This is a genomic window from Vibrio sp. Of14-4 (assembly GCF_022347625.1).
Lineage (GTDB): Bacteria > Pseudomonadota > Gammaproteobacteria > Enterobacterales > Vibrionaceae > Vibrio > Vibrio pristinus.
Map to the genome: position 1 here is coordinate 300,656 of NZ_JAKRGI010000004.1, position 16,422 is coordinate 317,077.

Sequence of the window (16,422 nt, forward strand, 5' to 3'; positions counted from 1 at the left end):
ATTAAAAACCTAACCAACGAAATAGCAAACGGAAGACATTGGGATCGCGATTGTCATTAACCTCACCAATACCGCTAAGCTCTATCTTTGCTGATTCAATACGAGAGGATATAACCAAGTTCTGAGAGCTAAGGTCTTCAGGCCTAACAAAACCAGCTATGGTTATCTTTTGTTCTTCACCATTAACTGTTACAAATTGCTCGCCGAAAATCTTGAACAATCCATGTGGGTCAATTTCAGTAATTCTAGCGGTGATAGTGGCACTAATGCTTCCATTTCTCGACGTACTCGATTCGCCAGACATCGAACCATTAAGACCTGCATCCATCGAAAATGAATGGCTGTCAATTTGGTGCGACAGTCCCAATGAGTGCTTGTTGTCAGCGTCTAAACCAGCAGAAGAACTCGCTTTAGCCGTTTCCTCTATTAATATAGTCACGACATCTCCTATTGAGGTTGCTCTTTGATCTGCCCATGTAGCGGAATATTTTTCAATGTCATACTCAATAGCGGTAATACCCTCGCTAAAACAAATTGCTGAGGACACCAATAAGTTCAAAAGACACTTTTTTATCGTCATTGCATAAGCTCTACTTGTTGTTTACCGATAATAGTCGCCAGCAACACATTCGCTGAACCAGGAATACGAACTTTAATCACCTCGCCAATATTACCTTCCTGCAAGGATTTAGCGGAAAGAACAAGATCGAACCCTGCACTTCGTGATATCAATTTCACCATATTATTTTTCTTAACATCCTTACTTTCCTCTAAGTCATGCAAACACAAAGCATCATTTGGTTTCAGAGTACGTCTTAAAGATTTCCCAAATACTTGTTCTTGTTCTATCGCTAGTTTGCTTATACAGGGCACTACATCGGTCATTCCCCACTCAACATTGGATTGATCAACTATCTGGCCTTTTTCTAATTCAATCCTTGCTTTCCATCCCAAATGAAAACTTTCTATACGAAACCAGAAAGAGCATGATTTTTTCGACTCACCTGCCAGAGCTTCCTTATATACCACTCGACACCTGTTAATCTCATATCTACAGCTCACTTGGTCAAAGCTTAATACTGTATCTCCACACATGTTCTGATTTAATTGAGTAACAGTAAGGTGATTAAACCCTTGATTGGAGAGGTGATCGATCACCCTTTCATGTGCGCCCGCAGCATATTCATTGCTTAGAGAAAAATGACTAAACACAAAAGAAATACAAATTAAAACCGACCAAAAATAATGATTTTTCATCGAATCAAGTTATTAATTGTTTCCAAAATTTGATCGCTGGTTTGAATGACTCTCGAATTAAGCTGGTAAGCTCTTTGGGCTGCCATTAATGTCACCATTTCCTCAATCATATTAACATTCGACATTTCGGTGTACCCTTGAAGAATGGTGCCAGCTCCATCTTCTCCTGGATTCAAGAACTGGCGTTGCCCTGACAATTCTGTTTCATACCAGAGCCCCTGGTCACCCATTTTAAGGGCTTCCGCCGCATCAAAAAGAACAAGTTCCAATTGACCAAGAGATAGGAGTTCCGATTCACCTCTTATACTACCGAGGACTTTACCATTACGATCGATTTTTACCTCTTCAACATCCGGTGGAACCGTAACATTGGCAGAAAGTTTATGCCCTTGAACGGTAGCTAAAGAACCATCATGTAACTTCTTAAGTGCTGCAACTCTCGTAAAAGCTGTTTCTCCATTCTCAAGCTCTACTTCTAACAAGCCATTACCTTGAATCGCAAGATCAAAGGGTGAACCCGTAAACTTATATTCACCATCGGTAAAACGATGGACAGAACCTGAAATTTCAACACCATGGCCGATCTCTAATTGGCTAGATTCGTCGCTACTTGGTGGAGAAACTAAATTATTAAATACAGGAGTTGATGCCTTGTATCCGGGAGTATTGATATTCGATACGTTATTTGAAATCATATCTATATGCTGTTGATGTGTTCGCAGCGCCATTTCTGCTTTACTTAGTGCTTCAATCATCGATTATTTTCCTAGATCAGATATGGTTTTTTGTATTATCTGATTGTATGTTTGATAAGTTTTTTGCATAGTTTGAGTATGTTTATTTAGGAGCATCATTTGCAGAACAGAATCTGACGGTTGAACATTAGACTGTTCAACATAACTCTGTCTAAGCACACTATTTTCAGAGATATTGAGCTTCTCGCTCAAATTTAACTGAATCTCTCCATTTTTGTATTTCTCAAGCTGCGAATTGGTTGGTGTAGAAATTAGAAACTTATCAAGAACTGTATCATCAATCAGGATTTGCCCTTCTTGGCCTAAACTTAATTTTCCGTCACCTACAAAAATATCACCGCTATACCCTTGTAATACATAGCCCGACATTGTGGATAAAAAGCCCTCAGCATTCCTGTGAAATTGTCCGTTGCGAGTCAGGATCATTGAGCTGCCGTTACGAGCAACAAACCACCCACTACCATCTATGGCAATATCCATTGGACGTGACGTTTTCTTTAACTCACCTTGGCTATTATCGACACTAGATGATGTGTTCAAATATGCTTTAAAGCCTGGTGTTGTGACATTAGCTGTGTTAGTGCTGACACGTTCGATACTTTCTAAGTCGGTCTTAAACGACTGCAGTACAATTTCGGGAATTTTATTCATAAAGCGCTCACAATTTCACTTGTCCGACTGTTTTCACCGAGGAGACACCCTTGACTTCGAGGGCAGATAACACAGCTAGCTTAGGGATAACCCGCTCTGTTATCTGCCTAAGTGGTAAGCGCAATGCACTTGAACAAAGCAATACAGGTTCAAGCCCCTTTGATATCAAACCCTCGCTTTCGGCTACTAATTGGGAGATCACATTTTCCACATCAGGTGGACCATTAGAGTCTTCACCAACATTTCCATCTAATGTCAACTTAAGGCGCGCTTCAGCTATTGGTGACATAGTAATAACATTCAGGCTATCACTTGGATCTAGATATCTAGAGCAAATCCTTAACGCTAGTCTCTCTCTGACTTTTTCAACCATAGCTGTTGGAGTCTTTGCTAGTTCGCTATTCTCAGAGCAAACTTCCAGAATAAGCTCAATGTGGCGAATACTGACTTTCTCTGCGAGCAACAAACGTAATACCTGATGGATATCAGACAAAGACATTACTTGAGGTACAACTTCATCAACCAAAGATGAGTTATCACTTCGAACATGGCTTAGCAGGTTTTCCACATCCGCTCTCGATATAATATCGTGCATCTGTGTTTTGAGCGTCTCAGACACGTGGGTAAAAAGAATGGCTCCAGCGTCAACAAGCGTGCAAGATTGACTTTGTGCCAAGGTTTTCTGGTCATCATCAATCCATAATGCAGGCAAGCCGTAGGCTGGTTCTTTTGTCTTCTCTCCTTGAATATTTTTTAGGTGCTCAAGCTGGCCAATAGCTAGCGTTTTAGTCGGTCTAAGTGCTCCGCGAGCATACCGAGCACCATGGATATAGATCTCGTATGTTTCTGTTTCTATATCTTGGCATGAACGTACATGTACATCAGGAAATATAAACCCAAAGTCCTTCGCTATCGAAACCTTTAGCGCCTCAAGTTTCGAGTCTAGATTCCAATCCACACTATGCCATTTTTCCTTTAGCGTAGGAGCAAGAACAACTTCAATTGGATAAACTTTTATAATTTCATTAAGACTTTCTTTATCAGTATCATGCTTAGGTGTAGGTTGTTTACTTTTCTCATTCGCACGGATTGCCCAAAACACACAGGCGCCAAATATACCAATTGCCAATAACAAAGGTAATGTGGGTAACACACCTAAAGCAAGCGCAATAATGAGTGCAAAGGTTACAAGTATTAAAGTCCTAGGATGAGAAGATACCTGTTTTCCGATTTCATGACTGAGTTCATAATCTGTCGCTGCACGCGTAATAATAATGCCCGTCGCAACTGCAATAATGAGCGACGGAATCTGTGTTACTATACCGTCACCGACTGTAAGCAATGAATATAGTGTCAGTGCATCCGACCAGCTCATATTGTTTTGCGTGACACCGACTGCTACGCCACCAATAATATCGATTAATATGATAATGATTCCGGCAATGGCATCTCCCTTAACAAACTTAGTCGCTCCGTCCATTGCGCCATAGAAGTTCGCTTCCTTCTCTATCGTTGCACGACGCTCTTTTGCCTCATGTTCATCGATAAGCCCCATGTTCATATCGGCATCAATTGCCATTTGTTTACCAGGCATACTGTCGAGTGTAAATCTGGCCGCCACTTCAGCGACTCTTTGGGCGCCATTGGTTACAACCACATACTGAACGACAACAAGAATGATGAAAACTATGAAACCAATGATGTAGTTACCTGAAACGACAAATTCCCCTATCGCAGCAATTACTTCTCCTGCATCACCATCACCAAGTATTAAACGAGTTGCTGAAATATTGAGCGCTAATCGAAACAGCGTAGCAATTAGAATAATAGATGGGAACGTGGAAAAGCTTAAGGGCTTATCTGTACAAAAGGTTAGTAGAAGTATTAATAGGGCAACACTAAAGTTTACTATTTGTAAAAAATCTAATAGTCCTGGAGGAACTGGCAAAAACACTACCATTAGTATCAAAACCACACCAATGATAAAAAGGTTGCTAGTCCAGTCTTTTATCAAATAATCTTTAAACAAAATAAGCCTTACTTTTCTAAACTATACAGCCATCTATAAATAGTGGCCACTTCATCATAAATATCAGGAGGTATTTCAGAATTTATACCTACTTCTTTATATATTTTTCTTGCAAGAGGTATATCTACTTTTGTGACAATCTCATTTTCTTTAGCTATGTCTTTTATTCTTTCTGCTATGTTGCCTTTACCTTTTGCAACCACTTTCGGTGCTAACATTTTGTCTTTATTAAATTTTAATGCGACTGCTATATGAATTGGGTTAGTTACAATTACATCTGCAGAAGAGACATTTGACAATGAACCTAGCTTTTCACTTAACTCTCTTTGACGCTTCTTCCTTTTTTGTTTTATTTCTGGGTCACCTTCCTGATTCTTATACTCATCTTTCACCTCTTTTTTACTCATTCTCATTTGTTTCAAAAAAGACCAATTCTGAAATCTAAAGTCAATGATCACAAAAGGCATCATAACAATTAAGAACAGAAATATAGTTGACAATATCAAATCATAGGTGAACTTTAGAAATCCATTAATATCTGAAATGCCTTTAACATGGACTTCTTTTACAACATAGAAATACATGTAGTATGCAAGAGCAATTAATACCCCTATTCTTATTGAGTTCTTGACTAACTCAAAAAACGCCTTCATTGAAAAAAGCTTTTTAAACCCCTTTATTGGGTCGATTTTTTTTATATCTGGCTTTAGTGGATAAAAACTGATGAGACCCCGCGTTTGTAACAAGTTAAATACAACAGAAACTAACAAACTTATGAGCATCACAGGCATAACTATGGTCAAGTAACTCGAAAAAACCCTTTTTATAACCCAAAAGTTGTGTTCATGCTTAAATAAATTAGCGCTAACTAATATTTCTTGCATAACAGACTTAATATTCACCCCAATAAATCCAAACAAGAAGCATAAAGAAAGTAAAAAGACTAAAATTCCTCCTAATGAATTAAAATCATTACTCTTTGCGATCTGCCCTTTTTTTCTGGCTTGCTCTAATTTGTAGGGACTCGCCTTTTCTCTTTTCTCTTCAGTACTCATTAACTAGTAAAGTGAATCCCAAAACGAAAAATTTTTATCAAAAATCTTTGCAATCGTTGCTTCAGCATGTGTTGAAATAAGTCCAAGGGTGACCATTGACATAAGCACTTTCGCGGGCAAACCAACAAAGTAAATATTAACCTGCGGCATCATCCGGCTACATAAACCTAAAATAACTTCAACCCAAAAAACTGATATTATGACTGGTGACACCAATATCATTGAGAATATCATCTGACTTGAAAATACTGCCATCAGCTTATATACATCGACAACCTCAAAGCCACTTAAAATAGGATAATAACTCATTATAGATGATAACATATATATAATTAGATAGTGAACATCAAAAGCAAAAAAAAGTAAAAATGTAAATATTATAAGAGCTCTACTTAATATTGGTTCAGATTGATTCATCGAAGGGTTAAAAATTCCCGAAGGATTGAAACCTACCTGCATGTCTATAAGTTGGAACATGGTCATTAATGCTCCATAAGTTAATACTAGAGAAAACCAAAAAGCTAAGCCAATTGAAAACTCAGTAAAAAGTGCAAATGCAATATCTGCCTTGCTCAAGGAGAGTATATTTTCAATCGTATTCTCTTCATAAACATTTATGCTAATAAATAGTGCTACGTAAATGAGAACCACTGTCTTTATATAAGATGGCATCATATATAAAGGGTTGATACTTTTAAACAACAAAGGTGGCGTGACTCTAGCGGCTACTAATATAAAAAAAACTATATAACCTGAGCTGTTAATTTCTTTTAAATCCAATATTATAGACCAGCAGCGTAGTAAAATGTAAACTCAGTAAATTCTTTTAATAAATTTAACATCCAATTTGACAATAGCATTATGGTGCCTGCTACGGCGAGCATTTTAGGCACAAAAGTCAATGTCATTTCTTGTATTTGAGTTACCACCTGAAGAATACTTATTAAGACTCCAACACCTAAAGCTACAAATAACACCGGACTACAGACCAAAAAAGCCACGTTCATAAGTTCTGATAGTAAATAACTTGCAGAATCACTATTCATATATTAACCAATTCTAAGACTTTCAAGAATGATATTTTTAAGGCTTTTACCTGTCATCTCAGATTTGGAACCGACTAACCCATTCATAATCAAATTAGCCTCATTATCTCTTCCAATATTTTTTAAATACAAAGCTCGACTAAATAATGCAGATGCACAGTTTTTATCCAACTTTAATGCTGTTCTTGCAAGTTCTTTAGATTCTATCCACTTTTCCTGCTTAGATTTAATTAACGAGAGCCCACCATGCCCCTCAGAAAAAGTCCGGTCGATTTTTATGGCTTCTTCGAAGGTAACTTCGGCTAGATCAATATTTCCGGTCAAAAAGTGACACCAAGCCAAGTTAACCCTAGTACCAACATGCTCAGGCATCAAAGTACAAGCTTGTTTGTAAAGTTCTAATGCTGCTACAAAGTTCTTAAGAGACATTTCTAAGAGTGCTTTAAGCACGATTACTCGTCCAATCGATGGATAAACATTATATAAAAGGTTCACATCGGTAACGGCATTTTCAATGTCAAACTTAAACAATGAAAGACTAGCTTTCACAAGCCTAGCATCAAAGTTTTCTTCATCTTTATCTAATGTCTCAGCAGAAAATTTCTGCGCCTGAGTATAGTCACCATTGTCAAGATACAGTAGAGAAAGCAAACCCTTTTTGTCACTGACGATCTTGTCGTTTGAAGATGAAAAATCTGTCTCATTGAGCATTTCAATCACAGGTGCCAGTTCATCCGCATCACTCATACATCTAGCTTTAAGCAGAATATGCTCTGGTTCTGAAGAATGGCACTCATTAAGCAGATCAAGTGCTGCTGTACAGTTTGAGTTGTAATAGTAAGCATAAGCACAATTGATTTGGTGTGCTTGATGAATATGACCCATTGCAAATAGTGTTTGATAGTTTTCTATTGCATTCTCAAATTGAGATAGCGCTAAATGAAGATGGGCAGACCAAGCCAGGAAACGAAAGTCGTGTTCCTCCGCATTATAGAATGTCTGGAGAAACTCTAAGGCATCACGAGTCTTGCCTTCAACAGCAAGTGACTCTATCAACTGCAAAGCCAACTCACTATTTGTCGGATCAACCATTAAATACTGTCTTAACTTTTCTGTTACTGTCATAGTGATGCCTCACGTTATTCTGGATAGTATCTAGTGAACACTATCGAGTTCTGCGCCTTCAGGGTTTGGTTCTATGGCACCCAGCTCATTGATTAGTTCCACGGCTCTTTCAGCATAATAATTATCTGCTTCTGCGGTGGATGTTAACTGCATTAATAAATCTTCGGCGTCTTTTGTCTCGTTTTCCGCCAATAAAACGAGAGCTTTATGGAACAGTACTGGAGGGTAATTAGAATCTGTGGATAATACTTGGTCCCAGTTTTCTAGGGCTTTACTTGTTTCTCCTAACTCACGATAGACCATACCTAATTGAAATCTTTCATGAAGCCTTGAGGGATCTCTATCTAATAAGGCCGAATAACGCTCAGCGGCTTCAGTGAATAACTGTAGTTTGGCGTACACACTACCCAGCATAGAATCTAGTTCGTCAGAAACAACACCTTGGTCAAGCAAAAACTTTAGTTTTTCTAAACCCGTAGCGAGTTCATTTTTTTCGAGATCTTGCGCGCTTAGAGCTAAAAGCTCTTCAGTAGAAAACAAGTTCAAGTTAAGCATCAGTACCTCTCTTACCTCGCGTAGAGTTATAATTATTAATAATGTATGTGACGACCGCTTTATAATAGATATTTCATATATTTAAAACCACCAAGATGAATATATGAAAATAAAATCACAAAATTAGTACGATTATAATTACAAAAATATTATTAAATTGTATTTTTTGAATATTTCCTGTGCAATAGATCAACTTATTTCATGGTTTTAATATGGTTGCTTGTTAGTATTTTTATTAAACATTATGGTTAATAATATGTATCTTCTTAATTTTTCTAATCGTATTTATAGTGATTTCTACGATTAATTAAGAGTGAACTCCGACAAAATAGCAACTCTAATATATGAATAGTTTATTGTTCATAGCAGGCCAAAGATTTTATTCTCATGGTCTACAATCATTCATTCACGAGTAAAAGTTCAGTTAAGCTTTTCTAATCACTATCAGTTTATGACCTGTTTAATGATAAGTGAATTTGGTTACCAGATACGCCGATATTAGCCGTAAGACCAGCGTCCAGCTTCTTGTTATGGATTGACCGCCGTGGCTCCTTACGGGTTTGAACAATTGTTGTAGAAGTGCTTAAAAGCCGGCTCATAGACGACGGGATACACTAAGAACAGCAGATAAATAAAAATCCAGACGTAAGAAAGCAGCTCATGATCTATGAGCTGCTAGGAGATTAACTATTTTCCTATAGTTAGAAATTACGCTGTCCCAGTTTCAATGCGTTAGCATAAATAACAAAGCTAGTATCTGTGGCAACACACTGAGAAACACTAAGAGTAGTCCATTTTTTATGCATATGATTTTTCTCTGTACAGTCTTAGATTGCTCTAGAAAAAGTTTCCCTTGTAAATAATAGCGCTGACGAATACAAGAAAGATAGACTATTAAGCCCGCCACTAGAGCTACACCTATAACTGAAGCAAAAGGTTCTAATAAAGGCTTGAAGTTAACCACGAGAGATATGACACTTCGGCAACCATATAAAAAAGCAAATACAATTATGCCTACATACATTGATGCATGTACATGCCAGTCAACACTAGGAACTTGCTTAAGTTGATTAGTACACAAATACCAATAGGCAACCCTAAGCCTTAACAAAAAATTAAAGTTCACTTAATCACCAATTATCATATATAGACTGCCAGCCAGCTTTAGATGCTTCACTATCAATAAATAAATTACCAACACCCCAAACTAACCCTACTCCTACTGCAACTGGTGCAGAGACCACAAATGCAGCACCAACAGCAACTGTTGTGCCAGCTATTTGCAAACTATTATATATTGCATTGCCGGCACTGACATTTCCTGTAGTCGAATACTCATGTTGCAGATCATAACCGGAAAGCCCATAAGAAAGAACTGTTCCTGCTGGGCCTGCTATTTTAGCCCCAGTCTTTAGTGCTGGCGATATGGATTGTAACCCAGAATAACTCCCAGCCACACCTCGTGAACCCGGCGCATATTTACCTATTGACCATGTATGAGCAGTGGATGTTCCAGAGTTTGTGAACGTTGAAAGAAAGCTAGCCCCGCCCTTGCCTGAGTATAAAGAAAAAGCAGGCACTGCATCCGCAATACTCAAAGCTGTTATTCCCTTAGTGGTCGAATCGCCGACTGTCTTAATCATTGAATAAGGCTCAAATGACTTAGACATCGGTTCTCTCTGAGGATGCCCTCCAACATAATCCCAAGCTATCTGTTCAACCTGCGCCTGAGTCAAGCCATAAGGACTGTCAACGGTACATTGTCCCGACCAAACCCAACTTGTACCGGCATCCTGTTTGTGAGTCGAATTCCCAAAGTGGTTTACTAAAGCAGCTTTATTGCCTAGATGCAGATTTTCTTCGTCCCATTGGAGCGGCTTATCTTGTTCGCTGAGCGGCGTCACAATCACGGTTGGGTCTTTTTTCACCCTTACTGGAATTGCTGGCCTTAGCCCTGCTTTCCTTGTTTTCTCAAACATCAGCTGACGTTTAACTCGAACCTCCTCATCAAGTATTTCTCCTTTTGTTACGTTTGCCAGAGAATTACCAAATGCATCCGTTAAAAGCTGACCTGATTGGCTTCTCAAGGATTCTCCTCGAAGCAGAGATGCTACTGCGGATCCCGCAAAACCAGAGACCGTTCCACCAATGACTTGTCCGGCTAAGTTACTACCCATATTAATATATTGGTTGGTACTACTGCTGACTAAGCCACCTACAGCAGAAGCAGCTAAAGTTTCCCAACTGAATGACGTATCCATCCCAAGGGTTTTGCTTCCCAAATAATTGGTAGAATAGTTTACGGCGCTACGCGCAAGGTTGTTGCCATATGATCCAAAGTTAACCGTTCCTCCTTGCAGAGCCGCACCAAAGCCAGCAGTCGCTCCAGCTGCCAAACCACCCAGTGCAACCTGGTCCCATGAAAATTTATCCACTACGCCCATTGCCATACCAACAAGCTGGGAAGCGGCAGCACCTAGGGCTCCCCCTACAGCGGCAGCAGCGATGCCTAGCGCGGCAGAACCTGCAACTGATGCACCGCCAAGCACAGCTAGGCCCGTTCCACCAACGGTGGCCGCTGTCGCTGCACCAGCTCCCGCTGCGGCGGCACCTCCAGCGGCTGCAGCACCACTAAAGGCCACTGCAGCAGCTCCTGCAGTATAAACTGTTACAACAACCGCTACTGCAACCATTATTATCTGAGCAATAGGGTTACAACTTTTCTTTGGCGGTGGTGGTGGCATTGGCTCTGGGTTTATATCTCCCAAGACTTCACTTTCGTTGTACGGTTTAAAACTGTCTGCGCCATTGAAAGTTTGGGTATGGATATTCGGCACCAGTAGTACTTGACCCGTCAATGGCTTTTCTGTGGGTGATAAACCATTCGCATCAGCAATCAAGTACCAGTAACGCGAATCTCCAAACAGGGAATGTGAGATTTTCTGGAGCGAATCGCCTGATTTTACCGTGTAAGACCCCGGTTGAGTGCCTGTATTTGAAACGCTGTCATCCAGCAGATCCGCATCAAGTTCATATGCAGACAAAAGACCGACTTGATTACCTGATGCTGCAAGATTCGCCGTCAGATCCGAGCGACCTTTTATCTGAAGTTTTATTTGACTATCGAAGTCACTCAGGACAAATCGTTGACTTTCTTGTTTTGTACTTTCCACAAGGATCAGGTCACCCGCAGAATCGTATCTAAATTTTGTTTCTCCGGTCACCCAACGATTTGCGTTAGGCTTAAATGGATTAAACTGGTCAACCATAACTCTAGAATGCTTAATTCGAGAGCGTTTGAACGGATCGCTTTTGAAATACTTATACTCCACCTTATCGAGCATACTGTCGCCAGGGCGATGTATAAATATATCTTGGGAAGCTATTTGCCCTGTATAGTGATAGTTGAACGTGGTCTCATAATCTTTTACAGCTCTTTCTTTCCAAACAGTCTGTTGCTTGAGCAGTCCATCCTCATAAGATGACTGGGTCAGGGATTCAGTTCTTTTTGTTTCGGTGAGCTGCCCTGAACGGTAGGCAAACTCAGTGCGCACGTCTGACAAAGTCAATGCATGACCAGTAATAGTGCTGGCTTGATTGAACTCACGAGTGACCACTTCATCATTACCATAGGTTGTGTATTCTGTAATATGAGAAAGGTGACCGTTTTCTGCGTCATAGCCAATCTTTCTCTCTTTTTTGACAGAATCCCATTCTATTTCAACAATTTTTCTACCCGCGAGATCGTATTCTATAACTCTACTACCCGACCGGCCAGACATTTTAATGGCGTCGACGCTCATGTCATTTGAACTTTTATGAGAGGCGATTTTGCGATTTTCAGAGTCATAGTGATGCCACTGATACTTTGTGAGTCCGAGATGTTTAGAAGTGACCTTTCTTCTGTTGCCTACAGCATCATACTCATACAAAATTTCCGCACCATGCAGAGAGCGCCCTGATAACTTAGCTTCATAGGTGTTTAAACGCTTGAGCCGACCTAAACTGTCCCAATCGGTACGAGTGATCGTAGAACCGTGAATGTTTCCATTACCCTTTAGTTGCCTCCAGACTTCTCGTCCATGCAGGTCGTAAGAGTACGTCTCAATTTTGTCTGCGCTGTGGCGCATACGCAGCTTGCCATCATTGTAATACTTATATTCGACCTCAATACCAGCCCCACTTTTGGCAATTAAGAACCCTGCGTGATCATAGTAATAAGAGACTTTTGAACCATTTGCGAGAATATCTTCGATTTTTTTCCCAGTTTGCAGGCTGTATTTATACTGCTTCTTAGACTTTTCCACACCATTACGCAGCCAAGCTTCAGACACTTTTTCCCCTCGGTCGTTATACGCATACTTGCGATGAACTCCCTTACCGTGTGTCTCTATGACATTGCTCAGTTCATCATATTTAATAAAACTCTGATAGCCTGAGTTTCCATAACGTGTTTCACTAGTTCTTCGACCAGCTTCGTCATAGGTGTAACTTTCGTAAACGACGACATTTCTATAACCAGGCGTGAGTTTCCCACGCGACAATAACTGACTTTTTTTGTCATAGTTATACATTTCACCCAGTTCACCTGGCCTGATACGACCCAACATATCGCCATGAATATTGCGTAAATAGTAGGTTTTAAGGCCTTTACTGTTGATATCGACTAGCTTTGTGCCAGAGTTATCATAAGTTGTTTTTTGCCAGTTGCCGTTTGCATCTTGTACTGCAATACGATTACCGCGCAAATCATAGTAGAACAGCGTGACAGGGCGACTATAGCTGATGGAGCCGTCATCCTCGATCACCGTCACTCTTGGGCCAATTTGTTTAACCATCTGATTTTTAGAGTTATACTCAAATTCGTATTGCACTCCATTCACGGTTTTCTTAACAACATTTCCCCATCGGTCTAACTCTTGTTCTGTGATGGGTTTCACTAAAGAATAAGTCGGTTTCTGTCCTCTTTGTAAGTCCTCATACACATTGTTATACAGGCTAACCTCGGGTTTTTCCTCACGGATGAGATTACCTAGAAGATCGTAGTCTCTATGAGTTGTTGAAGGTAATAAACGTTCACTTTTGTCGTCGTAATAATATGTGCTTTCGCCTGAAACTCTGCCGTATAAATTAAATTTATAGGTTTTTTGTATTCCATTTTTAATCTCTTTGATAAGGTTACCCAAAGAATCGTATTGATAACTTTCAGTCTCGATACCATTTAGTTTACGGCTGACGATTTCTCCATAAGCATTGTACTCAACCGATTGGTCAATATCTCCCGACGAGGCTTTCTGCTTAGTTGCAACCTGACGGCCAGTCGCATCATAGCGATATTCTTTAACTATATCGTGATAGTATGACATCGCTTGGAGAGAGGCCATTGAAGAGGCATTCTGACCTTCAGACGTAACACGGTTCATATTATCCGTATTCACATAAGTCAAATGTCCTTCGGCGTCTCTCATGCCGGTTCGTAAGCCAAGCTTGTTGTAATAGGTGTAGCTCTCTCGATCGCCCGCAACCACCTTGACTTGGTTACCTCGAGCATCATAAAAAAACTGAGTTTGTAATCTCTCAATTGACTGTGGCACATTGCCTAGAGTCTCAGGTCTAAAATCGAAAACTTCTTTTTCACCAGACCAAGTAGAGATAAGACGTCCTAGCGCATCATATTGATACTTTAGGCTCGACTGGGATGCTTTAATTTCATCATCAGATTTAGAACCGCTGCTTACAGCACTCAGTATTACGCGCCCTGCATAATCAAAGAAAGAAGTTGAGACTACGTCTGTCCGGTATTCACGAAGCTCGTCGGAGTCAACCTTATAGAGCAACGAATTCTTTAGGATGGTTTTATGCTTATTTCCTTTCTTATCATAAACATACTCAACTCTGCGTTCATTACTGGCTTGCGACATCCATGTTGTGAGATCTTCCTCATTCCAATCCCCTAAATACTTATCTGCGAATTCAATCTTGCTCTTGATTTCACCATATCCATTGTATTCATAGTATGTGATATAATTTTCAGCGTCTTTGCTAGCAACTAGTACTCCATCATAACTAAACAACTGTTTTTTATTAATAAAGGTATCAACGCCGTCGCTTACATCAGACTGAACTTTGTCTCCAAAGGCATTATAATGAACTGTGTCAATACGTTGATCAGATGTCGCTGTACCATAGTTTTTAACTGACTTTTGTCGTCCTGCCTGGTCAAACTTATACTCGATAGTTCGACTCTTCGCCTGCACATCGGCTTGATTGACAAAACTTTCAATCTCTTCCAACAAAACAGGCTGACCTATAGTCCTACTAGGAAGAGCACTTTCATATCTGATCTGAAGGGACTTGTCGCCAAACGCATTGTATTGATGCTCAGTGATGAAACCAAGCTCATCAATATCAAACCTTAATTGTCCCAACGAGTCATACACTTTGTCCCGGCGCCCACCTTGCAGGTTGACATGGACAATAGCCAGTCCCTGTTCGTCGAAGTAAACGCGGCTTCCTCCCATACCCAATGACTGTCCTTGATGACCTTGTACATCAAACACAAATTTCTCTACACTCTCCATATTGGTTCCAGAAGCGCGCTTTATACCTGTCACATTTCCAAGGCTATCGTATTGAAACTCAGTGATTAAGTTTTGTCCTGTTTTGAGTAATTCATTGTCATAAATACTCATGTCTAGATAATCTACTTTTGCCGAGCTTTCAGCAACTTTATTACCACGCTGGTCATAGAAATAGGAGGTGGTATGAACATCATCTTCATCCTGATTTTGAACATACTGATCAAGGAAAGCTTTTTCTTCTTGGTAACCAATATGGTTCGCCATTATCAGTTCAAATTCACGCTTCAAAGCATCATTTTCAACATACACTTTCTTTCTTGCCTGCTCCGAGTGGCGGGTATATTGATATTCGACCAAATAACCTTCTCCATCTAGCTCGAAACGCAAGCGACCTAAAGCATCAAACACGCTCAACTCAGGCCGCACTCGACCAGCGGCCAATTCTTGTGTCAACTGAAATTGTAAAGCCGCCACCGATGCTTCACTGTGGTCGTGAAGTGTCACCGATTTATCGTAGCGAATTGTGTGAGTGACTCGGCCCATGAGGTCGTATACTCGCTCACTCACATGACCTTTTTCGTTGATACTAAAACGCAATTGACCTTTCGCGTCATAAATGGAATCACTGACTCGATTGGCAGCCGAAGTGATAAGCCAATCAATGTCTGTCACTGGTTTAGCGTAACGCGTAGTGCGTATCACTCTATTGTCCGCATCGTATTCGTAGCCTGTCGCATACCCCAAGCCATCAATATCAAACGCCAGACGACCAGCTTCGTCATAGCGATGTTCAGTTGTACGTCCATCCCCCGACAACGCCAGTCTCACCTTATCAACTGTCCACTCTGTCAGCCCTGATACAGCCTGTGCATAACGAGTCGTCTTCTTAATGCGGTTAGCCCTGTCGTACTCATACTCCGTGACATAATTTAGCGCATTAATTTCAAATTTAACCCGACCTTTAGCATCATACACGGTACGTGTAATACCGCCCTGACCCGTCTGCTTTTCTATCATCTGGCCCGCTGTGTTGTAGCGATAGGACACACTGCGATTACTCGCCCGGCCGGTCCAGTCTTCACCAGAGCGCACCCGCTTTTCTAACACCGCACCCGTGGCGTCTCGCTCGTACTCGGTCACACGCTCTTGGCGCAGCTCGCCCTCCTCGGTCAATGCGCCTTCGATGTGCTGGATAACCTGCCCATTGAGGTCATAAGTAAAGGCGCTTGCCACCCCGCCTTGCTCAGTCCAGACTTTTCGCCCTTGGCTGTCAAAGCGCAAGGTGGTCACGCGCCCTTCGTTATTTTCACTAATACGCTGCCCGTCGGCATTGTAGGCGTATGTGGTGGTGAGCTTTTCTCCATCGGC

Annotated in this window: 11 protein-coding genes; all 11 read right to left on the reverse strand. The window is 40.6% G+C overall.

Annotation, left to right across the window (positions count from 1 at the left end):
• Position 1 precedes the first annotated feature (1 nt).
• The 11 genes from MHN79_RS06605 to MHN79_RS06655 all read right to left on the reverse strand — a co-directional run bounded on the left by MHN79_RS06605 (position 2) and on the right by MHN79_RS06655 (position 16,344).
• Complete coding sequence (locus MHN79_RS06605; protein WP_160931420.1) at positions 2–580, reverse strand: flagellar basal body L-ring protein FlgH; 579 nt, start codon at positions 578–580, stop codon at positions 2–4.
• Complete coding sequence (gene flgA, locus MHN79_RS06610) at positions 577–1,029, reverse strand: flagellar basal body P-ring formation chaperone FlgA (protein WP_239172201.1); 453 nt, start codon at positions 1,027–1,029, stop codon at positions 577–579. The genes MHN79_RS06605 and flgA overlap by 4 nt, the downstream gene beginning before the upstream one ends.
• 224 nt (positions 1,030–1,253) lie before the next feature.
• Complete coding sequence (locus MHN79_RS06615) at positions 1,254–2,012, reverse strand: flagellar hook-basal body complex protein (protein ID WP_239172202.1); 759 nt, start codon at positions 2,010–2,012, stop codon at positions 1,254–1,256.
• Positions 2,013–2,015: 3 nt separating this feature from the next.
• Positions 2,016–2,663, reverse strand: coding sequence for a flagellar hook basal-body protein (locus MHN79_RS06620; RefSeq protein WP_160931426.1), 648 nt, complete (start codon positions 2,661–2,663; stop codon positions 2,016–2,018).
• Positions 2,664–2,670: 7 nt separating this feature from the next.
• Positions 2,671–4,623 carry a flagellar biosynthesis protein FlhA gene (locus tag MHN79_RS06625; RefSeq protein ID WP_275436159.1) on the reverse strand — a complete coding sequence of 651 codons (1,953 nt, stop codon included), beginning with the start codon at positions 4,621–4,623 and terminating at the stop codon, positions 2,671–2,673.
• Between the two features lie 77 nt (positions 4,624–4,700).
• Positions 4,701–5,747, reverse strand: coding sequence for an EscU/YscU/HrcU family type III secretion system export apparatus switch protein (locus MHN79_RS06630; RefSeq protein WP_160931430.1), 1,047 nt, complete (start codon positions 5,745–5,747; stop codon positions 4,701–4,703).
• A 3-nt stretch (positions 5,748–5,750) separates the two neighbouring features.
• The gene (locus MHN79_RS06635) at positions 5,751–6,527 is read right to left on the reverse strand and encodes a flagellar biosynthetic protein FliR (RefSeq protein ID WP_202408649.1); all 777 of its coding nucleotides are present in this window, start codon (positions 6,525–6,527) and stop codon (positions 5,751–5,753) included.
• Positions 6,528–6,529: 2 nt separating this feature from the next.
• Entirely contained in the window at positions 6,530–6,793 is a 264-nt protein-coding gene (locus MHN79_RS06640; protein WP_160931432.1) for a flagellar biosynthetic protein FliQ, read from the reverse strand.
• A gap of 3 nt (positions 6,794–6,796) precedes the next feature.
• Entirely contained in the window at positions 6,797–7,918 is a 1,122-nt protein-coding gene (locus MHN79_RS06645; protein ID WP_239172203.1) for a tetratricopeptide repeat protein, read from the reverse strand.
• Positions 7,919–7,948: 30 nt separating this feature from the next.
• Positions 7,949–8,473 carry a tetratricopeptide repeat protein gene (locus tag MHN79_RS06650; RefSeq protein ID WP_160931435.1) on the reverse strand — a complete coding sequence of 175 codons (525 nt, stop codon included), beginning with the start codon at positions 8,471–8,473 and terminating at the stop codon, positions 7,949–7,951.
• 1,130 nt (positions 8,474–9,603) lie between these two features.
• Positions 9,604–16,344 (reverse strand): LysM peptidoglycan-binding domain-containing protein, encoded by a 6,741-nt coding sequence (locus MHN79_RS06655; protein WP_239172204.1) that lies wholly within the window; start codon positions 16,342–16,344, stop codon positions 9,604–9,606.
• Positions 16,345–16,422 lie beyond the last annotated feature (78 nt).